Raw genomic sequence first — 26,893 nt, 5'->3', positions numbered from 1 at the left:
TAGTAACTTAAAGCAAGTTTGACTGGCTGTAAGAAAGAGATTTGTGATGTATTACTAGGATCTAACGAAATTTCAACGTAGTTTCACAAAGGTAATAGGTTGTAACCTAATCAACAGCACATTGACAATTAATCGGTTTATGTAAACGATCGCAACGATGGGTTGCACCCAACGACATGTGATTAGTCTCAAACAGGCATAAACTCATTCCAACTTCATTAACGTGCACAGTTCGCGAGCGGACTGTCACTTTATATAGATATAAAATCTGTTGGAGGAATGGTTTGTTTGTATTCTAGACATTTTCGGCAAAATGTGTCGCTCATGTTGATCTTATCCCTCCTGTTTTCATTGTTTGGCAACACCGTTTTTGCGATGGATGCCGACGTGAATACAATCGGGAACGAAGGCGTCAAGATGAATGCAGGCAGTACATTTCCCGATTTACAGGACTCCTATGCCAAGCAGGAAATAGAGGCCTTGGTCCAGAAAGGGATCTTGTCCGGCTTTGAAGACGGAAGCTTTAAGCCACACGATTCCGTAACTAGGGCGCAGCTTGCGAAGCTTTTAGTCCTTTCTCTGGGAATGCAGGAAGACCCGGATGCATCCGCTCGTTTTAAAGACGTGGCACCGAATTCCTGGTATAGAGGTTTTGTTGGGGCATTGGTAAAATCGGGTATTACCGATGGAACGTCCTCTGAAACTTTTTCCCCTGATGATCAGGTATCCAGAGAGCAGCTTGCCGTATTCTTCATCCGGGCGTTCGGTCTGGAAGAATGGGCAAAGCAGCTTCAACCGGATGCTCCATTGGCGGATATGCAGGAAATATCCGATTGGGCGAGGCCTCATGTTTCCTTTGCATTTAAAATTGGATTTCTGCAAGGGGTGCAGAATGCCGATGGCATGCTGCGGTTCGCTCCTAAGCAATTCGCTGAACGGCAGGCTTTGGCCCGCTTAACGTATGAGTTCTCAACTCATTCACAAAAGTATACGGACGAAGCGAAGAAGCAGGTATCCGAACTTTTGCAAGCAGCTGTAAGAGCAGCCAATGACGCTATTGCGGCGCTTCCGTCACTTAATTCTTTGACAAAAGACAAGGCGATGGATGTCCAGGAAGCTCGCGCTAAAGTGGAAGCTGCTAAAAAGCTCGGCGCAGTCGACAGTGACTTTCCCGAGCTCAAAAAGCTGACTGATTCGGAAAAGAAAATCGCGGATCTGAACCAAAACACCCCCTCTTTCGGAGGAGGCGGCGGCGGTGGTGGCGGTGGCTCAGTAAACCCGCCCGTGACACCTGCAGGACCGCAAGTGCTTAGCTCAATTGAAGCTGGAACTCACACCGGTGACGTTAAAGTGGCCAATGGAGTTAGCACATTCGGACCGAATACGGGTTTAGCCGAAATTAACGGTACGTTAACCGTCGACCCGGGTCCTACGGGAGAGCTGACGCTGCAGAACATTAAAGCGACGAAAATCGTAGTTCTGTCAGGAGCAGACCATTCGATTACTTTCTCTCAGACGATGCAAGCCGGAAGCTTAATTGTAGCTGCCGTCTCACAGCAAAATCCTGTGAGAATTGTGGCATCTTCGCAAACGATCGTCGGGACAACCGTGGTTGGATCTCAAGCCATTTTGAATTCGGTGGAGGGCTCACTGGGGGACATCAATATCGATGGAACTGCAGCCGGCAAACAAGTAAGCCTTGAAGGTACATTCAGCGGAAATATCACCGTAGCCGCTTCGGGAGCGACGTTGAGCGTAGGTCAAAGCACGGTCGTCTCACAAGTGTATGTCGCGACGGGAGCCACGATCAACTCAAGAGGTACGATCAGCACGTTGGCGATGACTTCCGCGGCAGCTGGCGGACAGCTGAATTTGATCGGTTCCTTTTCTTCCACAATAGTTAGTGTAGCTGCTTCGGGAGCGACGCTTAACGTAGCCCAGGACACGACCGTTTCGCAGGTATCGGTCCAATCCGGAGCCACGATCAGCTCGAACGGTACCATTGGCGCGCTGACGATGACTTCTGCGGCAGCGGGTGGACAGCTGAATTTAGTCGGTTCCTTTTCGTCTACCGTAGTTAGTGTAGCGGCGGAAGGGGCCAGGATCAATGTGGCTCAGAACACATCCGTTTCGCAGCTTCACGTTTCCTCTGCCGCCAGCATTAATTCGAACGGCACGATCCATGAAGTCTCGGCGGATACGGCAAGTCAAATTATTTTAACAGGCTCTTTTGTATCTTCTACGATTAATGTAACGGTAGACGGCTCCAAGCTTGTCATTACCCAAAGCACGGTCGTATCTACTATTCGAGTTTCGCAAAATGTAACCAACGCTTCAATCGTTACCGATGGCACCATTACCTCCATTGAGTCGAGCACTCAAGTTGTGATCGATTTGAGCGGAAGTAAAAAGGACGAAATCGTTCAGAACGCCATTAAAGCGGCACATGATGCGATCGCTGCTTTGCCTCGCCTAGATCAATTGACGATTACTGATGTGAGTTCCGTGACGGCGGCGAGAAATAAAGTGTCTGCCGTAACTGCCTTGCATGCGGATATCGAGAGTGGCGATAAGGTGATCCTTGAAGCAGCTGAAGCGAAAATTGCTGTTTTTATTCAGGCGAAGAACGAAGCCGTTCAAACTGCTATTACTGCCATTGACGGATTGCCGGCTACTGTCGGTTTTGGCAGCAAAAGTGCAGTTGAAGCAGCTAGAGCGCTGGTTTCCGAAGCTTTGGCTAAAGGCGCGGTGAACGCTGAGATCACCAATTTGAACAAATTGGTGCAGGCAGAGCTTACCATGACCCAGCTCATCGCGGCCAAGAACGAAGCTGTTCAGGCAGCAATTTCTGCGATTCATGTCCTTCCTGCGACAATCACTTTGAGTGATAAATCGAGGGTTGAGGCGGCCCGTCAGCTGGTTAATACTGCCATCTCCAAAGGAGCGACAGAAGCGGAAATTACGAATTTGTCCGTTCTTAGCGGCGCGGAAGCCGTCGTTGCCCAGCTGTTAACCCAGCAGGCGGCGGAGAAGAATGCAGCTGTACAAGCGGCGATTCAGGCCATAGGGGCTTTGCCTTCTACGCTTAGATTAGGCGATGAACAGAAGGTAATCGATGCCCGTACCTCGGTATCTGCTGCGCAAGGGAAAGGCGCGGATTTAAGCGAAATTACGAATCTCGACAAGCTTACTGCTGCAGAGGGGAAAATCGCCGCGCTTAAAGCTGATAAGACGGCGCCGGGACTGTTATCGGCTACGGCGACGATCGGCGGCAACGACTATCCGGGCGTACTAAACGGTAGTACGATGAAATTTACGATCCCGGCGAATGCCCAGAATACGGCGATGTTTACCGGATTCGTTATCCACGCAGATAGCGACGCCGATAAACTGACGGTTTCTGAAGCCGGCATTACAAAGGACATTCCGTTCCAGAACGGAACCGCTAACGCTACCGTAAGCCAGATCCTTGGATCTCTCGATCCTCAGGGTGACGGAGTATCGGTAGGTATTTTAAGAATGTTGATGGGATCCAGTTCATTCTCCATAACGGCTGTGTTGACCGACCTTGCGGGCAACACAAGCAGCATTACGCTGCAAATTACGGATGCCTCGAGGCAAGATGCGATAGCGCAAGCCATTGCAGCGATTGATGCATTACCAGCGGCAGACGTCATCACCTTGAGCGATAAGACCAAAGTCACCAGTGCGCAAAGCTTGGTGGATGCGGCTAAAGCGAAAGGCGCGGTGGATACGGATATCGCGAATTTGTCCAAGCTGACTGCAGTGCAGTCAAAGATTGCAGAGCTTCAAGCAGCGTTGGAAGCAAAGCAGGCGGCGATAGCGCAAGCTATTGCAGCGATTGATGCCGTACCAGCTGCTGACGTCATCACCTTGAGCGAGATCGATAAGGACAAAGTCGCCAATGCAAAAGCCTTGGTAGCGGACGCCAAAGCGAAGGGTGCAGTAGAAACTGACATTACGAACGTGTCCAAGTTGACTGCGGTGCAAGCCAAGCTCGACGAGCTTCAAGCAGCGTTTGATGCGAAGCAGGCGGCGATAGCGCAAGCGATTGCAGCGATTGAAGCAGTGCCAGCTGCTGACGTCATCACCTTAAGTGATATCGATAAGGGCAAAGTCGCCACTGCAAAGGCGTTGGTAGTGAACGCCAAAACGAAGGGTGCAGCTGACGCGGACATTACGAACTTGACCAAGCTGACTGCGGCGCAAGCCAAGCTTGATGAACTTCAAGGAGCGTTTGATGCGAAGCAGGCGGCGATAGCGCAAGCGATTGCAGCGATTGAAGCAGTGCCGGCAGCAGACGTCATCACCTTGAGTGATAACGATAAGGGCAAAGTCGCCAACGCAAAAGCTTTAGTAGCCGAAGCGAAAACGAAGGGTGCAGCAGACTCGGACATTACGAATCTGTCCAAATTGACTGCGGCGCAAGCCAAGCTCGACGAGCTTCAAGCAGCGTTGGATGCCAAGCAGGCAGCGATTGCGCAAGCTATTGTAGCGATTGATACAGTGCCAGCTGCTGACGTCATCACCTTGAGCGAGATCGATAAGGGCAAAGTCGCCAATGCTAAAGCCTTGGTAGCGGACGCAAAAGCGAAAGGTGCAGTAGACACGGACTTTACGAACCTGTCCAAATTGACTGCGGCACAAGCCAAGCTCGACGAGCTTCAAGCGGCTTTCGATGCCAAGCAGGTAGCGATAGCGCAAGCTATTGCAGCGATCGATGCAGTTCCAGCAGCAGGCGTCATCACCTTGAGTGAGATCGATAAGGGCAAAGTCGCCAATGCAAAAGCCTTGGTAGCGGACGCCAAAACGAAGGGTGCAGTAGACGCGGACATTACGAACCTGCCCAAATTGACTGCGGCGCAAGCCAAGCTCGACGAGCTTCAAGCAGCGTTGGATGCGAAGCAGGCGGCGATAGCGCAAGCTATTGCAGCGATTGAAGCAGTGCCTGCGGCAGACGTCATCACCTTGAGCGAGATCGATAAGGGCAAAGTGGCAAATGCACAAGCATTGGTGGCAGAGGCGAAGCTGAAGGGTACGGTGGATGCGGACATTACCAATCTGTCCAAGCTCACAGCTGCCCAAACCAGGATTGCTGAACTGGAAGCGGCGCTTGCAGCGAAGAATGCAGCGATTGCTGCAGCCTACGAAGCTATCAATAAATTGCCTCCAGTCATTACGATCAGCCAACAAACTCAAGTGGAAGCTGCTCGTGCCCTTGTAACAGACGCTAAAGCTAAGGGAGCAATAGATTCGGATATCACGAACCTATCTGTTCTCATAGCAGCGGAAGCTGTCATTGCCGAATTACTTGCCCCGCCGGTTTTCAAATCGGCATCGGCAACGATCGGAGGAGCAAATATCCCGGCTGCAGTTAGCGCGGACGGCAGCATGATTACCTTTAGCATATCGTCCGCTCTGAGCGATACCAGCATGGTGACCGGCTTTACCATCAATGCGTCAAGTGATGTGAAAGATCTTGTGGTTACCTTTATGGGGTTGTCCAGAACGGTTCCTTTCACGAACGGAACTGCGGTGGCAACCGTCAGCCAGCTGCTGGGTTCGGCCTTCGACCCGCAGGGCGACGGCGTATCGGTAGGCGTTCTGAGAGGTATACTCGCGGATGGAGCGCTCAGCGTGCCAGGCGCATTAACTGACTTGTCCGGTCATTCCACAAATGTTGTTTTGAAGCTGGCTAAAACCCCGGGCGTTTCCGCTCCGGTTTTAACTGCGGCATCGGCAACGATCGGCAACCAAAGTGTGCCGGCGGTAATCAGCCAAGGGAACTTCATTACGTTTACCTTGTCTGACTCCCTTCCGGGCAGCGCCATGATTACCGGTTTTCGTATCGAATCCGGGGACAGGGCGTCCAAGCTGACTTTTGCTCCCGGAGGTGTGACAAAATCCGTTTATTTTGCGGGCGGAATGGCGAACATGGCCGTAGCTGACCTGCTCGGTTCGCTTGACCCGCAAGGAAACGGGGTATCCGTAGGCGCCCTGAGACAAGTGATGGGCAACCAAAATCTGACCTTAACGGGAATGTTGCTGGATACGGACGGGAATTCGTCCGTAGTTACCCTAACGATCCTACTCACCACAGATACGGGAGCGCCGACCATCACTTCTGCTTCCGCAACGGTGAATGGGGATGAAGTACCGGCAACCGTGGGCCCGAACGCGGGACAGATCACGTTTGTAATGAGTAAAATGTTCAGCGACACGGACATGGTAACCCGCTTTACGATTTACGCTTCCGCCGACGCGTATGAGTTAACGCTGACTTCCAACGGTTTGACACGCACGATACCGTTCCAGAACGGTACCGCCCGTATGTCGGTCGCTCAACTGCTCGGAAGCTCCTTTGACCCACAGGGCAACGGAGTATCCGTAGGTCTTTTGAAGCAGCAGATGAAAGGTAGCAATGTGGTTGTAACGGGACAGTTAAAGGATCAATCCGGCCTTGTCTCTAATGTGACGGTAATCGTTGCGCAGCCACTTGATACGGAGGCTCCGAGCATTAGCGCGGGGGCGGCCGTGATAGCGGGAAATACGATCGCAGCTGTGGTGCATCCCGGCAACGAGCTCGGCTTTACGCTTCCTAACGCGCTTAAGGATTCCGATATGTTTACTGGAATCACGATCAAGGCGTCTAGCGATGCCTATAGATTGGCGATTACGGCATCCAATACGACCAAATTGATTTACTTTATGAATGGCTCAGCGAATGTGACGGTCAGCGAGCTGCTCGGACGCGCCATCGATACGCAAGGCGACGGTGTCTCCATTGGCATGCTTCGAAGCCTGATTCTAGGCGATAAGCTGATGGTGACTGGCAAGCTGACGGATCTGTCAGGCAACGAGTCCACAGTGACCTTGACCCTCGAAAAAGAGCTCGACATAACGCCGCCGGCCATCGAAACCGTTTCGGCAACGATAGGCGGAAGTTCTTATCCTGGTGTCGTGACTGCCGACAATAAGATCACGTTCACTGTCAGCGAAATGCTGAAAAATACGGCGATGTTTACCGGACTTACCGTAAAGGCTTCCGCGGATACGGATAAACTCACGATGAGTGATTCCGAGCTGTCCCGGACGGTTGCGTTTACGGACGGAAATGCCAATATTTCGGTCAGCGATCTGCTTGGAAAATTGCTTGACCCGCAAGGCGACGGTGTATCGGTTGGAACTCTCCGCAGCTTGATCGCTGATGGCAAGATGTCCATATCCGGCACATTGACTGACAGGGCGGGGAATACAGCACCGGTAACCTTGGAGATTGTGATTGCTAAGGATATGGAAGCGCCTGTTGTTACCGCTTTGAATCCGGCTCCAGGCTATATCGGAACTACTGTAAACCTTAAGGCAACTGCCACGGATAAAGTGGGCGTGGTTACTTTCAAGTTTGAGTATGCTTTGAATCTCGAGAACGGAGTTTGGAATAAAATCGCTGAGCTTGCGGTTCAAGGCGAGCCTGCAGTCGCAGATGTAACCTATGCTTGGAACACGTCCGATTTGCCGGATGGACCATATTTCGTCCGTGGCGTAGCTATCGATGCAGCCGGTAACGTAAGCACGGCAACACCGGTCAATCAGTATCTCATCGACCGAACAGCTCCGGATGCACCAGGCGGCTTCAGCTTAACGGCAACGTCTGCAGACATCACGCTTACTTGGCAGCAAGGAAGTGAATACGCCACTTACCAAGTGTTCAGAGCAACCAGCGAGGATGGGCCTTACACATTGCTTGTTGGCGGCTTGGCTGCCCTTGGATACCAGGATGTTAATGTAAACCAAGACGTTACGTATTATTACAAAGTGCAGGCGGTGGATCGTGCGGGCAATGTGAGTCCGGCAACCGAAATCAAATTCGCCTCTCTGCTTCCGGATAAGGAAGTGCCTATCGTACGCAGCTTTGGATGGACGAATGGTGTGACTCTGCCGGCGAACCCATCGATCCGCGTGCTGGCTTCGGATAACTACCGGTTATCCGAGATCAAGCTGGAGTACCAGGACACCTCTGGAGTCTGGATTGAAATCGGCACCAAATCGGGCATTAATCTGCAATACGATTCGCCTGAATTTGTGTGGAATACGACCGGATTATCCGATGGAGCCCTTTACACCCTTAGGGCGACAGCTAAAGATATGAGCGGCAATATAAGTGATGTCAAGGAAGTGTCCTATAAACTCAATCTGGCTCCTCCTGCAGCACCTGTTCTTACAGTCACGCCGCACGGATGGCAGAACGAGCTTTCTTGGACCTCGGGCAACGAGGATGATCTCGCGGGCTTCATTATTAAACGAAGCACCGTTCCAGGGGGGCCTTATGATTGGTCTAAACAAGTCGTAAAAGGAACCACGACGTACCTGGATGAGCATCTCTCTCCGCAATCGACTTACTACTATGTCGTGCAGGCTATCGATCAATACCGCAACGTCAGTGACAGTAATCCGGGGAATGCAAGGCCGCTGCCGAACGACCCGTATCCGCCTACGGCCGATGCAGGTTTGGAAAAACAAAGGGTGGCGATTGTAAATACGGATGTGCAATTCGACGGCACGCTTTCGAGCGATCATGAAGGTCTGATTGCAAGCTATCACTGGGATTTCGGGGATGGCCAAAGCTCAGCCCTTGCGGCTCCTAAACATTCGTTTGCCGCAGTGGGGAATTATACCGTTACACTTGCTGTATATGATCAGTACAATAACTCTGCCAAGGATGTCGTTACCGTTCAAGTTGTCGAGCCTTCCCAGGAAGGCACCGTTGAAATTACGGCACTTGATGCTCGCGGTAATAAGCTCGACGGTGCTCTCGTTTCCATCGTGATGAGCAATGGAGACATTCGTAAGGATTGGACCAGAGGCGGTAAAACAACTCTTGTCGTTCCGCCGGGTGAATATACCGTTTACGTCTATAGCTCGGACTATATGCCTTCTTCTACGAAGGTGACGGTGGAGCTAAACAAGACGGTGAGCACACAGGTTTCTCTCCAAGATGGGAAAGTGCTTTTCGGCGAGCTTCATGTCGACCGCATGAGTCCCGATCAGGTTGTAGCCGCAGGAATTGATATCAACGCCCCTGAAAACCAGTGGGTCTATAAGTTTGAGGTTCATCTTGCGTTTAACGACCAGCCATTGCCGCAGCCGCAGCAATTTTACGCGAACTCGGCAGGTCAGTTATTTGGAATCGGCGGCGGAGAGCCTGCGCCTTTTGTAATCTCGGCCGGGACTGGCGGTCCTGGAGGAGACAGCGGCGCAACATTGCTTGCTTATCCAAAGATCATTCCATCCACGCATCCGGAGATTAAGCCGACCGTTGCCTATATGATCATCCCGGGCGAAGCAAGATGGTTGAAGGAATTCTTCGATGTCACTTTATTGCTCCAGAATAAGGCGGATGCGAATAGCCCATTTGTGATTACCGATTCGAAGGCCACCTTGGTGCTGCCGGACGGATTGACGATGGTGCCGAGCACCTACAGCAAATCCTTGACCTTGGATGTCGAAGATATTGCCGGCCAAGAGGAAAAGAAAGTGAAATGGATTGTCCGCGGGGATAAAGAAGGCGTTTATTCGGCGGAAAATAACAACGGCATGAGTGCAACGTTCCAAGGCACGCTGAAGCCGTTCAACGAGAAAATCACTGCTAAATTTAAGCCGGATAAGCCGATTAAGGTGTGGGGCGGAAACGCGATGACGATGAGCATCGATGCTCAAGATCGCGCCGATGCAGGGTCACCGTACCATGTTACTTTCACGCTGAAGAATGTAACGAATTCCGATTCACAGAACAGTACGAAGATTTACAACCTGACCTTCGAGCTTAAAGAAGAGGGCAAGCTCAACTATATTTATATGCCTGGTTCGCAGCTGAAGCAATTTATACCCGTACTTGAGCCGGGTCAGTCGGTGAGCTTCGATTACTGGCTCATTCCGCAGATCAGCGGCGATTTGGATCTCAGCCAATCGTTCGTGGTGCAATCGGGAGGCAATACGTCCATTCCGGCAACGTTCTCGCACCATTCCGAACCGTGGAACCAGCCGGGCAATGCACCGGTAATGAAGGAACAGATTCATGCCGATGGAACCGCTTATGCCCAGTGGGGCCAAGTTCCTGATGCCCAAGGCTACAATGTATACGAAGTGCATATGGATGAGCTGGGCCATGTTGTTTCCGATTTGTTGGCTTCATTGAACGGTTTGGCGGATAGCTTTACAACGATCATGAGTGCTTTGGACGCCTTGAACAAACATTTGATGGTTACGACGATAGTAAATGGCAAGGAACAGCTGCGTCACTCGGTACCGTTCTATGGTCTCGAGAAGACAGCTGCTCCGACTGTAACAGGAACCGTTTATGATGAATCGGATATTATTCAAGTAACGGCGGAAGCTGGAGCCAAGGTAACCTTTATGGTTAAAGGTGTGCCGACCCAGGTTCAAACCGACTCCAATGGTGCTTATTCGCTGCACATCCCGTCCTATTGGAATCTTGAGGCGGGTGACATCTTGTACGTCACAGCTTTGTCCGCTCACAAAACGGTAAGCGACACGGTTACCATCACGGTATATGCCGCACCGCTGACGGGCCGACCGACGGTTGATCAAAGAGTGGATACGGAAACGTCTTTCATTTCCGGTACGGCTGAAGCGGGAGCGTTCGTAACGTTTGATTATAAAGATCAGACGACATTCGTTCAGGCGGATCCGAACGGAAATTATATGCTGAATATCCCTTCGAATTGGAGTCTGGAAGCTGGCGACACATTGATTGTCACTGCATTGGCTCGATATAAGAAGGTAAGCGACACGGTGACCGTATCGGTTTACTTGGCGCCACCAACGGTTCTCCCTACGGTAGACCAACAGGTAGTCGATACGGAAACGACTTCGATTACCGGTAAAACGTTAACCGGAGCGATGATCACTGTTAAGGATGCCAAAGGCAATGTGATTGGAACGAACAATTCGTGGACGGATTCGAATAATGGCTACTCGATTGGATTTAACCGCAAGCTGGTGGCAGGCGAAACTTTGACAGTTACCGCTAAAGTTGTAGGAAAATCGGTAAGTGAAGCGGTAACGATCGTTGTGTCTCAAGCTCCTGTAACGGCAGCACCAACCGTCATCGGTAAGATTTACGAGCAGGATGGAAGCTACTACTATCCGCAAGTTTATCTGACAGGTACGAAGGAGGCCGGTTCCCTCGTCGCCATCAAGGATGATAAGGGTCATTCCACCTCGGAATCGTACTATTACGACTACGGCCAAAGCTATCGTTTATATCTGCCTACAGATTGGGTATTGAACACAGGCGATGTGCTCGAAGTAACAGCCAAAGCGAACGGCAAGACGGTCAGCGAAACCGTGCAAGTGAACGTTTACGCTCTGCAAGGGAAAACCGAAGCACCGACGGTAACCGGCAGTGTGTACAAGGTGAGCGAGTTCTTCTACTCGAACCTGAGTGGGATCGCGGAACCAGGCTCGACGGTTTATCTCAAATATGCGGATGGTACGAGCACTCCTGCAATTGCCAACAATCAAGGCTTGTTCAGCTTTACGCTGGACAACAGCCGAATCGCAGTAGATGGTCAGCTGGAGCTGAGAGCTCAAACTTACGGTAAGAGCTACAGTGACACTGTAACGACTACAGTGCTTGCAGCGCCGCCTGCAGATCGCCCGACCGTCACTGACAATGTCTATGAGCAGGACGGTACGAACAACTATCAACAGGTATACATTCATGGTCAAGTAGAGCGTTATGCGATTGTGACGCTTAGAAAAGATGCTTATAATGCTTACAATGGATATGCCGATTACTATGGAGCGTACTCGATTTATGTTCCATCTTGGTGGACATTGAAAGCAGGCGATCGACTTAACGTCACGTCGAATGTGAGCGGAAAAACGGTAAGCGATCCTTCGGTCATTACGGTAAAAGCACTCGAGGGTCAAACCGCGGCGCCTACCGTAACGGGGAACGTCTACAAAACCAACCAGGATAGTTACATTTACATTAAAGGTACGGCAGAGCCTGGATCTGTGGTTGTAGCGAAGTTCTCTGGCGGTACTGTTGCTTCTGCGACTGCGGATTCTTTGGGGAACTACATGATATCGGCTTACATCTATAATGGATATACAACAATCCAAGTAGGAGAAACGGTAGTCGTAACTGCCCAAAAATACGGTAAGTCCTACAGTACGGCATGGAACGGAACCGTGGAGGCCGCGCCTTTGACGGCGGTACCTACAGTAACCGGTACAGTCTACGAGCAAACGGGCATTTACTATTACAATTATTTTGACGGCAATTATTACTACTTGGCAGGCAGTATCCAGGGTACGACTGAACCATTTGCAGCTGTGTATCTTACTAAAGATGACGGATCGTATATGAATTCCAGCAATGCTGATGAAACCGGACAGTATACGCTGCAGGTACCTTACTGGTTGACCTTGACTGCAGGAGAGACATTGAAGGTTTCCGCTAAGACTGCTTGGAAATCTACCAGCGACTCGGTCAGCTTTAATGTAAATACCTTGCAAGGACAAACGTCTCAACCGACGGTAACCGGCAGTGTTTATAAGTCATCGGATAACTATTATGATTTCGTTCAAATTAAGGGTAAGTCCGAGCCAGGTGCGTTAATCCTTTTGACAGCGGGCCAAACTACTTATCCTAAGGTAGCAGATCTAAACGGGAACTACTCTATATCTGTTTACAACGGTTATATTTCCGTTGGTGACCAGCTGGTGATTTCAGCTCAATCGTATGGTAAAACGACAAGCGAGCCATTGACGGTGAGTGTGCTTCAAGCACCGCCGACAGCCGCACCGACGGTTACCGGTGATGTCTATGAACAGACAGGCAACTATGATTGGGCCATGCCGACCGGATACCTCACGGGTACCGCAGTGCAGGGAGCAACGGTAACACTGACGACGTACAGTGGCACTTCTATTGCTGATACCACTGCATACGATGGAAGCTTTACTTTGGAGCTGCCTTATTGGGTGGCCCTGCAAGCAGGTGATTTCCTGAAGCTAACGGCAAGAGCGAATGGATATTCCAACAGTGAGCCTGTTATGATTACGGTTAAAGCCCTTACGGATAAAACCGCAGCGCCGACCGTCACTGGAAATGTCTATAAGTCATCGGATTACTATTACTACTATGTCAATATTAATGGTACTTCCGAGCCGAACTCCAAGGTTACCCTGAAGAACGGTCAAGATACGTATTCGACGAAGTCAGATTCCGCTGGGTATTATTCATTTGATATTTACAATGGATCTCTTACGGTAGGAGAGCAGTTAGAAATTACGGCACAATCGTATGGGAAAATGCCAAGCGATTCGTTGATGGTGCCGGTACTAGAGGCACCGCCGACAGCTTCGCCGACCGTTACCGGAGATGTCTATGAACAAGATGGCAACGGGAATTGGTATGATCCGAGGGGCTACCTTAATGGTACTGCGGAAGCAGGAGCAACCGTAACGCTGTCTACCGATAGCGGAGCATATATTGCCGATGCAACTGCATACTACGGCAGCTATACTTTGGAGTTGCCTTATTGGGTGTCGATGAAGGCTGGAGATACGCTTAAACTTACGGCAAGAATCTATGGATATTCCGACAGCGCCCCAGTTCTCATTACGGTTAAGGCCGTTACGGACAAAACTGCTGCACCGACGGTCACCGGAAATGTCTATAAGACATCGAACTACACTGACGTAACACTATACGGTCATACCGAGCCGAATTCCGTAGTCACTGTAAAGTATCAAAATGGATCTACGAATAACGCTTACGCCGATTCGGAAGGGAACTTCTGGTATTATGTCAACTATTGGTCTATTTCAGTCGGGGATCAGCTGGAGCTTACGGCTAAATCGTACGGTAAATCGGTAAGTGATCCATTGAAGGTGACGGTACTAAAGGCACCGCCTACGGCAATGCCAACGGTCACCGGCATGGTTTATGAGACGGTTTCCGGGTATTACGAGCTGAATTCGATCCACGGAACGACCGAGTCGGGTGCGAAGGTTATCGTTAAGGATGCGAGCGGTGATTACGATTACAACTACGCAGACCAAAACGGAGCTTATTACCTGAGTGTACCTTCGAATTGGAATCTTAAAGCCGGAGATGTGCTTTATATTACCGCTCAATCGTATTTGAAATCGGAAAGCGATGCGGTCTCCGTACAGGTTCTTCCGCTTCAAGGCGAAACCCAGGCACCGACGGTAACAAGCAACGTATACGCAACTGAAGCCACGTTCCCAAGTTATATTGAGGGAACGGCAGAGAGCAACGCGTCGATCCTGGTAAAGTACCCGGAAGGTGAAAACAACACTTATTCCGACTACAGCGGATATTTCCGGTTGAACACGGAGTACATGAATTTAAAAGCCGGTGATCAACTGGTTATTACAGCCAAAGGGTACGGTAAGAACGTTAGCTCGGCGGTTTATGCTACGGTTGCCGCTCTGCAAGGCCAAACAGCAGCACCTATCGTAACTGGCAGTGTGTACGCAACGGTGCAAGGGTATCAGGAAACCATCGAAGGAACATCCGTTCCAGGCAGCACCGTGCTGGCAACATTCCCGAGTGGCGAATCGAGCAGCATGTTAACGGGAAGTGACGGGAAGTTCTATTTATACACACCGTATTACAGCAGTCTGAATCAGGGCGATGTAGTCATGGTTTCGGCTAAAGAAAACAGTAAGCTGGCCAGCCAGCCTGTTTCGCTCATTGTTCTACCTTTGCAGGGCAAAACGGGAACACCAACGGTGACGGGTCAAGTTTACGCCGCCGACATGGTAACAGGGACGGCAGAGCCGGGAGCAATCGTTCGAATTCAAGCGCAAGAGTATTGGCAGTATACGACCGGAGTAGCAGGGCTCGATGGGACTTATTCTATCGAACTTCCTGAATGGTGGTCCTTGTCTCCGGGAGCCAGCCTACTAGTTTCTGCGAAAGCGGCAAGTAAACTGCCGAGCGATGCGCTTCTAGTAACGGTTTCCCCGACAATAGGTCAAACGGAGCTTCCAACAGTCACAGGATCGGTCTACGCCGGAGATGCCGAGATTCGAGGAGCTGCTGAGCCGAATGCGTGGGTGTACCTGACAAGCGGCAAGCAGGGCGGTCAAAACGGAAACGGATTTGATACTCGTTCCAAAGCAGACTCGAACGGTTCTTATTCCTTGTATGTGCCTAAAGAGAATTTGCAAGCCGGGGACGTTCTTTATATCTCCGCGAAAGCTGTAGGGAAGGCGCACAGCGATCTGGTTACAATCACTGTACAGACGACGAACGGCGTTTCTCAAGCACCAACCGTTTCCCAAGCAGTATATGAAGGTCTTCTCTGGGTTACCGGGACGGCAGAAGCTGGGTCTCTCGTTACTGTAAAGACGAATGGAATGGAATTAACCAATGTCTCTGCTGACAATCAAGGGATTTACAATGTCATGTCCTACTACACTAATGTAACAGCGGGAGAGGTTTTATCCATTACTGCAAAAGCTGCAGGGAAAGCAGAAAGCAATCCGGTTAATATTCCAGTGATAAAGACTGTGATATCTACTTCGGCACCTACAGTAACCGGGAACGTGTATCAGGGAGCAATGTCCATTACAGGATCTGCTGAGCCAAGCGCGTTGGTTTTTGCAACCCTGGGGAATACCTTATACACAGCCTCCGCTTCGGCTAATGGAAGCTTTACCTTTACCTTCAACGGTGGCTTAACCTCAGGCCAAACCGTTGGGTTAAAAGCTTTGACTTACGGTAAAGCACTTAGTGGAGTTACTACGGTGTATGTGCAATCCGCTCCAATCAGTGTCGCGAGGTCAGTTTACGGTTTTTATCCGACTGTAACGCCAAGCATGGCAAACGGAGTGGCAGGATCAGCTGCCGTCGCCTCCGCAGTGTATGCGAATACCGTAACGAATTCGGTGTACGCCGGACAAAGCTTTACTTTAACCGTTACTGTAAAAGATGCGAACAACAACCCCATCACGAAACTGCCCACATCGGCATTCAGCGTCCAGGGGGCTGATTTGATGGCTGTTTCCGAAACTGGAAATGGAAATTATTCATTAACGGTTCAAATCAATACACCTGGTACTGCGAATGTAAAAGTAACGGCATTACAAGTATTGAGCAATACCCTATCAATAAACGTAGTAAATAGAATAAGCCATGTCGCGAGCTGACTATTTATTACAAAGAATTCTGGTAGCACGGTGGGTTGTCCCAAAAGTAACTCTTTGGGACTGTCCCCGTACAAACAAGAATAATTAACTTAAAAAATCAAGGAGCTAAGCGTTCTTGCTTAGCTCCTTGATTTTTTACATCTACCACCTCTAGACTTACTTTCAGCCAGCCTCGCACCAGGAGCCAAGCCTTTTGAATGTTTTTCATATCTCAAAATAGGCTCTGGTTCGATGCGCTCGGCTACCAACACATAGCCATCTTCACTGTGGAGGTTTTACCTTGCCTAGTTCTTTAGCCGTAAATACTTCATCATGATGATCTTGACTTCGCGATCACTTTCAATACAAAGTACCCGCAACCCAAATCTACACTTATCAATTGACAGTAAGACCCGTTCGCTTTACAATAAATTCAAGTGAAATAGTGTCCGGATCATCTCAGGAAGCACCTGCGATTTGGGGAACCCCCATGCGCAGGTGCTTTTTTGCGTTCCAGACCTACTCTATACCAACACGAAGGAAAGGTGATTTTTGCATGTCGAATCCATTCCCGCAGGATTTCGAAATTACTCCTGCCATGCGCGCTTGGGCGGATATCAAGGAAGCACATCGTAATGGCCGGATCATGGTTGGACACACGATCGGTATTGAAACCAAGTCGTTAGGCGACCGCAAAGAAGAAGTATTAAAAATCGATTTTCACGGCGTTTACGGCTATTTACCGAAATCTCACGTTGATAACTATAATTTGCGAGGCATCCAGTTCTACTTGGACCGGGAACTTGAATTCGTCGTTGACGACATCATTATCGACAAATCAGCAACCGTAGGTATTTTCCTCGCCAACCGTGCAAAGGCGCTGGAGAAGAAAGCGGAACGGTTTTGGAAGGAAGCGCAAGAGGGCCACGTATTCGACGCATTCGTCCGTGGCGTCGATCAATATACCCTGTACCTCCTTGTGGAGGGCATTTCGTACGAACTGAGTCGCTCCGACGTCGGTTACGTGTTCTACGAGGATTTAAGCGAGGCCTTTGAAATCGGCGATACACTGCCAGTAAAAATCACGAGCATTACCCGTCCAAGCAAAGATCAAAAGGGCAGAATCACTGCTGACAGCCGCACGCTGCAAACCGATCCGTGGACCAATATCGTCAATTACCAAGTAAACGGTGTCTACGTCGGGAAAATCAATAAAATTCATCCGGAACACGGTATGTTTGTCGAGATGCTAGATTCCCCGGGTCTTGTCGTTCGGACAAACTTCCCAGCTTACAGCGGGAACCATGTCTTCAAGAAAGACGAAAACATTCGGGTACGTATTGCACAAATTGACGCGGCGGGTCGGCGCGTGAAGGCAGTTGCATTCGTTCCTCAATTCTCAACGAGGAAGCGGGAAAGCGCCCGCTACGGTCAGTACGGATCCTATGGCTCTAGGTAATTTTACTAGCTTCGAAGAAGAAACTGGTCCGAAGGGTGTGACGGGAGGAAGGGACGCAGCGTTCCTCCTGAGCTCCCCGATGGTACCTGAGCACCTAAATCCGTATACCGACTCCGTCTATCCGAGCGATATTTATGAGCTCCTGCTTCCGGACGGATCGCGGTTTGGGATGTTCTCCGACCCGTATGCCACCATCGAGTACCACGAACCGAAGTTCGGCTTACAAAACGGGAGATACTGGCTGGACGGTCAACTACATGGCGCAGATGTATCCAAAAACGACTTGAAGTTGGTGGATGTGCTATCGACGAACCGAACAATGACAAGAAGGCAGCTAGAACGGGTCATATTCCCGTACCTAGAACCGGGCGGTCGTAGCGGCGTCGATTTCATTAAGCGATGCCGCAGCCGAGGGATCATTTGCGCCTATCGTTGGGCCAGCCCCTTGAAAGATGAGCAGCGGAAAAAACCGCTCGCGTACATGCTGACCAAAGTAGGGGCAGAAGCGGCCGAAATCCTATTCCACCGCAAATTAAGCGATGAACAGTGGGCTAGACCCGTTGAGTATGCCGCCGCTAAAGGCCCGGAGATGAATCCATATTTCGTTGATCTCACTTCAAACGAACTGTATGCCGAGCTCGTCCGTCTCGATCGGCTCATCTCTTGGCACCGGAGGCCGGTGATCCGTGCCGATCAAAGCTTGTTTCATATTCCGACTGCCGTCTTTGAGATCATTCGCGATCGAAACGACTTCCTCCAGTTCTGGGTAGAGGTATTTCGACCGGGCAAGGATTTTATCCGCAAGACGGCTGAACGATTTGTACGATTAAATCAGGTATATCAAAAACTTCCGGCACACAACCGGCCTGCCCGGGTTATGCTTATCGCGGATGGCGATAGTCGAATTCCGCTGCTTAACCAGTTAGCCGACCGTTTTATGCCAGATGTCCCGCTCCGCTTTACCACCGATGAACGCTTATTAGCGGGTATGAGCCGAGATACGTTCCTAGAATACAACAACGCCGAGAAGAAGCTGACGGCCAGCACAATCAAGTTCCTCTTAGAAGACGCACCTGGTATGAGAGCTTCCGAGTACTTCATGGAAACCAGCGGTAACAATGGTGACGAATTCGAAGATTGATCACATGGGAAAAGGACTTGACGAACGTTCGAGCCTTTTCCTGCTTCTATTCTTCTTACGAAGAAACAGGTGACCCTATGAAAACCATCCCAAGCCAAGGACAGGGAAAAGCAACGGTTGACTTTATCATGGCCAATGAAGACAATGAGATAGTAAAATGCTCATTTAAGAAGTTGTTTGAATATAACGGAGACATGTACGTTGCCGTTGAAGACACAACCGAAACCATGTATATTTTACGCGTGAAGGACCCCTTCAGTAACACACCAAAATTAGTCGAGCTTCCCAAGGAACACACCCTCACAATTCATAACTTCTATCGCTGTTTGATTGGTGAACGCCCTTTATATGCCGAACCATCCTAAATATCGAACACACACAGCCCGGAATATGGGCTGTTTTTTTCTTTTGAAGCATATATATACTTTCCTAGCAGGCAGCCCATATGATATTATTAATCCATACTTTTCTCTTTTATTTTGCTCCTGCCACGCGGCCCATGGAGTTCCGTTGGATTCACCTTGTTATGTAATTGAACTAGGGTGTACTATGCCCAATTTCAAAGAATCGTCTCTTGAGACGCAGATATGAAGTCCTTTTTTGGATTTCAAGAATGATCTGCTGCTGAAGAGTCGGTTCTTTTTTTGTTTTACCGATTAATCAAAAGCCGAGGGGGGAGAATGCGTGTGACATGGAGGTTGAAACGTATGAAGACGATGGGGGATCTCGTTGAGGTTGCCGTGCCAAAAAAGCATGGATACCCAAAAGTTGTAGCATTCATAAGCTGTCAACTACCGGCTTGGCTCGTAAAGAAAATGGCGGACGGTATGTTGTACCTGGAAGATGTGATCGAATTGGGAATGAACACCTTATCCCACGTAAATCCAAAAACCCTGCGAAGGAGCGAGTTACCTATGTCCAACACAGCAAACAATCTTAGCATTCAGCTTAATGCACCGTTTCCTTATGCCGCTTATGGCGCGAATTACGAGGGACAAGCCTATGTCAGTGTCCAGTGGGTGGTCGATCGTCTGAATGAAGTCATTGGTCCACTGAATTGGCGGCATGAATTCTTCGATGTGACAGAAAACATGGACGATTTCTCCGTCGAGTTACTCGGGCGCCTTTCAATTTGGGATGAAGGAAAGCAGAGTTGGATGGACCGAGTGAATTGGGGAAATTCGACGATGACCATCCTGAGAAATGAGACCGTTCCAATGGCACAGGACCGGATGGACTGCAAAAAGGCGGCGGTATCCGATTCACTGAAGAAGTGTGCTGCCTGGTTTGGTGTAGCATCAGATGTGTTCAAAGGTTGTATCGACGTGATTAAGCCGAAGAAGGCGGATGGCACAACAAACATCATCTATAGCCGTCTGATTGGTGCCTATGGCTTCGTTGATCAGTACGGGTCGCACAGGAACGGTATCCCAATCCTTCCGGATTCGTATCAGGTGTATTACAAGGAAAAGGGATGGGAAGGAATCTTCCAGTCCGATCTCAATGCCTTGTTTAGCGGGAACCGCACCAATTGCGGTGAGTCGACAGCGAAAGACCAAGGGAAATCGGTTCAAAACGAATCTTCGCAGCCTTCGTCGATCCTTCCAGAAGAGCAACATCCAGGCGCATCCACTGGCAAAGGAACCACTTCTGTTTCACGTTCCCCGTGGAACTACGTATCTGGCAGCGGTTCAGAGGGAAGTGGTAGCCGAGGTGGTACTACCAGTGGAAGTACCAGTGGCTCAGGTCATGGTTCCAACAAGCCGGCCCCCCTCCGAATGAAGGTGCTTGATTCGCCAAAATTCAACCAGGATGGTTCGGCTACATTTAAAGCGAAGCTGGAGAACAACAGTGATGTTATCGTCTTTGCTGGGAAGGAGCTGGCAGAGGAAGTGAGAAAGATCCGTCCTAACTACGTTCTTAAGACGAATGGATGGTATCGTGAAGATCAGCAGAAGGTCACGCTAGCAACCAAAGGCGGCAAGATCGATATCGAAGCTGCTGCATAAATCGGGCGAACCTGCCCCCGTGTAGAAGTGCCAAGGAGCTCAGCACCGCTGGGTTCTTTGGCTTTTTGATTATTCCCTTAAAATCGGAAGGAGACAATGAACATGAAATTTACGAGAAATACACTACCGGGTATCACAGCTAAGCAATACAAGGAAAAGATTCTCGACTACGTATCCCGGATAAAACGTGCTGAAATCGTCGAGGACGGCAAGGTTGCCACGTACTTGAGAATCGATTATATGGACGGTAACAAGAGCTTGTGGGTCAGCAAGGAAGGACAGTCAGACTATGTACATTACTGCGAAGCCTTCGCTGGTAAGCGCGCATGCCCACATCTTGCCTGCAGCGTTGCCATTGCTGATATATTGTTGGGTAACATTGAGCGCTTTGCTCTTCCGAAAGATCCGGATGAGCTAAATGCGCTCATAGCCGCTATTCCGAGTTCCGAATTCCACGACGTTTCTAAAGCGTTTGGTATCCTGGCCCCCCCGGAAGAAGAGGAGCTCCCGGACGCAGTACCCGTTGCACCCGCTCCTGTATCGAAACCATCAACTCCCGCTTCAGCTGCAACTCCGAAAGGTAAGCGCGACTGGAAAGTGGGTTGGACGGAAATCGAAAATTACTTGCTTGGTCAAGGCATCGATCGCCGCCTGCTAGTGAAGGTTCAGAGTAAACGCAAGGCCATTTGTGACCTGACGGCCGCCACGCCAATGTCGATTGAGCCCATGGCTCCGTCAACTCCTTACCAAGGCAAGATGCTGGAGCGGGCGCTGCGCCACATCATCATGGGCAAATCGTTGTTGCTCGTTGGAAACAAAGGGTGTGGCAAAGATTCGCTCGTCAACACCATCGCTTGGGTTTTGGGATACCCGTTGTACCTGCAAACAGGGCACAAAGGATACACCTCCGAGACGATTGTTGGCGAGAATATGCCGACCGGAAAAGGCCTAGAAGTAGCATTTAAGTACACAGCATACGCAACCTGCGTCATGAATGGCGGCTTGGTTCATTTCGCGGAGTTGAACATGCTGATGCCGGATGCCACCTCGATCTTTCACTCCGTCTACGACGATAATAAACAGCTGTCCACGCCGTATGGCACCGTGCCCTGTCATGCGGAGCATCTGTTCATCGCATCGATCAACGTCGGGGAGCAATATGCAGGCGTAAAGGCTCTTAACGCGGCGCTGAAGGACCGTCTGGCGGTACTTCACTTGCCGTATACGGCGGACTTTAAGCTCTTAATCGAGAAGAAATCCGGACTCACTGACCGTCATGTACTTCAGTGGTTTGAAGACATCAAAATTCAAATCGATCGCCTTTATGTAACCGAAGGCGTCGGTGAAGAATCCCGTACTATACGTGGTTTCATTGATGCCGCTCGGTACTTAAAGGAATTCGGTGTCACAGATCAGAGCAAAATTGAAGCGATCGAGGACTTTATTCTAAACCGGTGCGAAGATCGAGAAGAACGTTTCGCCATTCGTAGCCAACTGAGGATGTCAGTATGGAAATCGCTGCCGAAGACCAAGGAAGAGGAAGATTACGAATCTGGAGTGGCCTGAGAGATGGAGGGACCTCTATAGGAGCGTCCCTCTTTCCCATTTTAGAGAGGAGAGTGATCGGTATGTCGAGGACGGCAACCGTATTGAAAAATAAAGCCCAGGTAGTTAAGGAACGAGAAGGCGTCCGCGTCAAACGCTGGCTGCATATTCTGTTTGGCGGCCGTAAGTTTGGTTTCCAATGGACGAACGCACCCACGTCGTATACGGACGGTAAGGATGTATATGCCAAGTACGATATTACTCGGCCCGGCGGGGGTACTGAATTTACGGAAGAAGAGAGGCGGGTTATTCGGAAGGCCACTTCCGTGCATGAGAGAGGTCATATTCAGTACGACACCGTAGAGGATTACGTAAAGTGGGTCAACGAGAATTCCAGTTCGCTACGTTCGGATTGGGAATCCAACTTCAAGTATCCGGAGGCGTGGACGAAGTTCTACGGCAACGTCATCCTTGACGGCAGAATGGAAAATTTCATAATCCTTGACCATCCCGAAGTGGGCGAGTACCTCCAGTTTAAAAATTACAACTGGAAGTGCGCACCGATGACCCCGGAAAACCGGGTCCAAGATTTTCGTCTACTGTTTATGATACGTTCCCTTGGGATGCTGGATCCTGAAGGGCTGCATCCTTATTCGATCGCATTAATTGATTCCGTGCAGCCATTGATCGAGAAGGCCCGCTTCGAACCAACAACTCTGGCCTGTTTGGACTGTGCCCTGGAGATTATTCGGGCGACATGGCCAACGCTCATGGCGTGGATGGAAGCAGACGGGCAATCTCCATCGGAGCCGGAGTTTGGTTTCCTCAGTGATGCCGATGACCCCAATGTGTCTTGGGGGGAGCGGGAGGACGTGGAGAAGAACGTCCTGCGCGTAAAGATTCGAATTCAGGCCGCTGAACAGCCCGAAGAATCCAAAGCCAGCGGTGAAGAGGAAAGCGATAGGAACGCAAGCGATGGAGCCCCAGAAGGCACTGAGGAGCACGAGGAGTCTTCTGAAGCCCCGGATTGTTCTGGCGCCTTACGCACGGCTGTGAAGGAAGCGGACGCGGACGAGAAGGAAGCAGATGAAGAGGTGGGCCCGTATGAGGAGATCGAGATGCAAATCGAAATTGATCCCGGTAAAAGGCGCCCCTCATTCTCTGCGACCGCCATCTTTAAGCCTTACCAATACCAGAATCATTATCGGTACCAGCTCACCGAGCGGAGGATGCAGCGAGATATCGATTTAACCTCGAAAGTCTTAAAGGAGTTGTGCGAACCGACACCGGACGAGCTGCTCATGAACCAACGTAGCGGGAAGGTATTGGTGAACCGGATGTGGCGCAGCGAAGCCCTTGGCGAAACCAACTTTTTTGCCCGCAAGCTTCTTGGCACGCCAGGTGCGGAGGTCCGAATCGCTATGATGGCCGATATATCCGGTTCGACAGGCGATCCATTCCGTGGGACTTCATCCAAGGTGATCGACGAAATACGCAAATCCCTCATTTTGATGACGGCATCTTGCGAAAAAGCCGGCATTCCGAATGCAGCCTATGCGTTTACTGAGAATCATTACACTGAGATCTTTCCGTTAAAGCCGTATGGCCGGTTCGGTAACAACGAGAAGGGATTTCTTGGCGGTATTGAGGCCGAGTGCGGGAACCGCGATACGCTTGCTCTCCAGCACATGATTAACGACATGTCTACGTATAACGAGGGGATTCGACTTGTGATCATGATTTCGGACGGTCAGCCGTGCTTTGAACGGCATGAGGATGAAAATACGATGAGGCTGATGGTGCAGCAGGCGGAAAAGCAGGGCATCGATGTGCTGTGCCTTTATTGCGGACCGGAGCGGCCGGACACCATCAGGATGGTTCAGCACATGTATCCGGGCGGCGCAGTAAACGTCAAGAATTTGGCCAGGGATCTTGCCCGCCATGTAAAGCGGATTATCCGCAAAAGAAGAGCTAGATAGTCATTGGACGAGGGGAGCACAATTGTTGCTTCCCTTCCCTTGCTGAACTTGAGATAGGAGACAGTTGATCTTTTTTCTTCCACGTATCACCATGAACTAGAGGAGCTACGCGACAAGTTAGTCCAACAACTAGAGAGCGTATAAAGAATTGATGGGGGAAAAGCGTCTATCCCCCTTTTTCGTTTATCTGCTGAGCATAATTTTACCGATCACCAAAATGGAGGGAACACAAGAATCTCGAATGTCCCCGGAATACGATCCGTGTTGTATTTTTGTAATTCGAGGAGTTATAATAGAGGTATAAAGCTTAGCTCACTTGGAAAAGACTAAGACCCGGATCCGCTGGTAACGTATCCGGGCCGCATCATTAGTCGCCCGTCAAGGGGGCTGGCTCATATGTGGGTGAGAAGGGACCGTTCACTTTGGCGAAGTGGGGACGGTCCTACTTCTTTTTTTGGAAAGTTGTAATTAACGTGATCATAAGATTGACGAACAGGATCGTAAGGGTTACAGCTCCTATGACAAGCGTTGCTACGTCTTTTGCTTCCACCGGCTCACCTCCTTTCGGAGACAGCCAACACCCATGAGAGCACACTCGATGCAAATCTATTATATCATACGTAAAATATGGGATGCTATAATTCGAGATTCGTATATTCTGATTATCCATATTGTCAAAACTCTGTCGTAAGGTGTACGATAGTCACAATAGTATGTTTAACAACTCACGGAAGAACCGTCGGGTCATGGCAAAGCCATGTCCGGCGGTTTTTTATTGTCTATTTTTGTGATTGTTTTGTTCGCGTATAACAGATAAAATGAGGGGAGAAGCTGTTGAAATGAAAGTAGGTGAGCATATGAGCAAAGCTATACTAAATGTTCTCGAAAAGTGTGCTCCGAAGTTAGTAGAGCGTCGGCGATATCTTAGATCTATCTCATCTAATGAATCTATGATCTCTGGCCAAGTAGATGTTGAAGCAGACACCTATTGCGCGCCATTGCTAAATAAAAAGATATATGAATTGAAACGAATCTCAGGTAAATTGGTTGAAACTCGAAATGAGGTATCCCGAAATATCCTATTGAACTTGGAGAATCGCGTATCCCCAGATGAAGAAGTTCTTGATTATCAAGAATATTTAGAGATGCAAATCTTGATCCTGGAGAAAGCAATTGGCAAAAAACAGGAGCAAAATCGCCAGTTTAGCCATAGCGTGGAGAGGAATCTAATCGATCATCCTTTTATTTCATCCACCACTCCAAATGAGACGACTCTCCGGAAAAGTAGGAATGCCCGGGGCGTGTTGGAGTTGAACAAATCCGGTTTTAGAAATTTATATTATCAGAATGGTAACGGAACACTCTTGCTTCCATACGATGCTCGAAATTTGTTTGGTATTTTTAAATTATGGGAGCTCAAGGGAAAGAACATTGACTTTGAGTTTGACTTTAGAGAATTATTGAAGTGCGTTTACGCAGATATTAATGGTGGCGAATACGAATCCCTACATACCAGCTTGGACAACCTCGGTAAAACGTCCATCGTCATGGAAGAGTTTTATGATGCGGAAGCTAAAAAGCGAAAGAAAACCAAAATTCATAACCCTATTCAGACCATTGAGATCGACCGCGAGACCAATCGGGTTTCTATAAAGCTTAGCGATGACCTACATAAGAACTTAATGGCAGGTCATGTCGTAGCGATAAGCATGTCATTGTTTAATGACTTGGCCACGCCGACATCGAAGAATCTTTATTTGACAATTTTGAATAAGGTCAAGGACGGCGAGTACATATTGGAAGTTGAAAGCCTGATAAACCACCTAGGCCTTCATGCATACGAAAAATATAAAACGTACAATATGCTCAAGAGTTCATTCGAAGAATTACTTACCTTTGATGTCATTAAGAGTTTTGAATTTATAAAGCAAGCAAGGGTCCCAATCAAAGTTATCTTCGAGCCGAGTGAATGGGTATTAGTAAGGACAAAAGAAGATCAGCCGTTACTATTAGGTTAGTTAGAATCCTCCTACTCAGGAGGTTTTTTTGTTTTCACTTTGTTTTTATGTGGAATTTGTCCTGAATTTATACCCTTGGCTAATGTGTATCAGTCGCTTGGTGAAGGACCGGATGGGAATTGAATCACTTAGATTAGGAGTGTCTTACGAGGCGCTGCAGGACTTAAGGGCGTTGAGACTGCTTGAAGGCCTAATCAATAGGGAAAAGGTGATCGCGCTACTGTAGGAAGATGTAGAGCGGTCTATCAGGTTTTCCGAGTATCCGTGGTCAGTCAGGACGTAATTGAAAGTGGTTCCACTTAGCATTATTCGTTACAAAAGGTGCTTCTCCTCCTTTTCATTTCGTAATAATAGTGAACTACACACCACCTAAGAGGTGGGTGCTTCGTAGTCAATAGAGCTACTGCTCCAAGTTTAGCTACGCTCCAAGGGCAGTTCCTGCCCCGTTGGCAGTTGCAATCTACATTGCGAGTTTTAGCAAGTTTAGCGCGGCGTTGACATCCCGATCATGGGTAGCGTTGCAAGCT

Annotated in this window: 8 protein-coding genes; all 8 read left to right on the top strand. The window is 49.5% G+C overall.

The genetic code is table 11. The annotated features are described in order from the left end of the window. The first annotated feature begins 288 nt into the window (after window positions 1–288). Window positions 289–16,236: an Ig-like domain-containing protein gene (locus tag FPZ49_RS24355; protein ID WP_186446059.1), complete on the top strand. Its 15,948-nt coding sequence runs from the start codon at window positions 289–291 to the stop codon at window positions 16,234–16,236. 535 nt (window positions 16,237–16,771) lie between these two features. After that, window positions 16,772–17,674, top strand: a complete 903-nt coding sequence (locus FPZ49_RS24350; protein WP_144851979.1) for a hypothetical protein — start codon at window positions 16,772–16,774, stop codon at window positions 17,672–17,674. A gap of 79 nt (window positions 17,675–17,753) precedes the next feature. After that, window positions 17,754–18,815 (top strand): hypothetical protein, encoded by a 1,062-nt coding sequence (locus tag FPZ49_RS24345; protein WP_144851977.1) that lies wholly within the window; start codon window positions 17,754–17,756, stop codon window positions 18,813–18,815. A gap of 17 nt (window positions 18,816–18,832) precedes the next feature. Continuing rightward, window positions 18,833–19,180 carry a hypothetical protein gene (locus tag FPZ49_RS24340; protein WP_144851975.1) on the top strand — a complete coding sequence of 116 codons (348 nt, stop codon included), beginning with the start codon at window positions 18,833–18,835 and terminating at the stop codon, window positions 19,178–19,180. A gap of 342 nt (window positions 19,181–19,522) precedes the next feature. Next, window positions 19,523–20,824 (top strand): Rad52/Rad22 family DNA repair protein, encoded by a 1,302-nt coding sequence (locus FPZ49_RS24335; protein ID WP_186446057.1) that lies wholly within the window; start codon window positions 19,523–19,525, stop codon window positions 20,822–20,824. A gap of 102 nt (window positions 20,825–20,926) precedes the next feature. Further along, window positions 20,927–22,390 (top strand): AAA family ATPase, encoded by a 1,464-nt coding sequence (locus tag FPZ49_RS37895; protein ID WP_186446056.1) that lies wholly within the window; start codon window positions 20,927–20,929, stop codon window positions 22,388–22,390. 62 nt (window positions 22,391–22,452) lie between these two features. After that, window positions 22,453–24,348, top strand: coding sequence for a hypothetical protein (locus FPZ49_RS24325; RefSeq protein ID WP_144851970.1), 1,896 nt, complete (start codon window positions 22,453–22,455; stop codon window positions 24,346–24,348). Window positions 24,349–25,187: 839 nt separating this feature from the next. Then, window positions 25,188–26,366: a replication initiator protein A gene (locus FPZ49_RS24320; RefSeq protein WP_186446055.1), complete on the top strand. Its 1,179-nt coding sequence runs from the start codon at window positions 25,188–25,190 to the stop codon at window positions 26,364–26,366. The last annotated feature ends 527 nt before the right edge of the window (window positions 26,367–26,893 follow it).

The sequence above is a fragment of the Paenibacillus cremeus genome, from assembly GCF_007786445.1.
GTDB lineage: Bacteria > Bacillota > Bacilli > Paenibacillales > NBRC-103111 > Paenibacillus_G > Paenibacillus_G cremeus.
This window is presented reverse-complemented; position numbering and strand designations above follow the sequence as displayed.

Coding starts and splice junctions, on each gene's coding strand:
- FPZ49_RS24350 (WP_144851979.1), top strand. CDS start 16,772: ATGTCGAATCCATTCCCGCAGGATTTCGAAATTACTCCTGCCATGCGC.
- FPZ49_RS24345 (WP_144851977.1), top strand. CDS start 17,754: ATGGTACCTGAGCACCTAAATCCGTATACCGACTCCGTCTATCCGAGC.
- FPZ49_RS24335 (WP_186446057.1), top strand. CDS start 19,523: ATGAAGACGATGGGGGATCTCGTTGAGGTTGCCGTGCCAAAAAAGCAT.
- FPZ49_RS37895 (WP_186446056.1), top strand. CDS start 20,927: ATGAAATTTACGAGAAATACACTACCGGGTATCACAGCTAAGCAATAC.
- FPZ49_RS24325 (WP_144851970.1), top strand. CDS start 22,453: ATGTCGAGGACGGCAACCGTATTGAAAAATAAAGCCCAGGTAGTTAAG.
- FPZ49_RS24320 (WP_186446055.1), top strand. CDS start 25,188: ATGAAAGTAGGTGAGCATATGAGCAAAGCTATACTAAATGTTCTCGAA.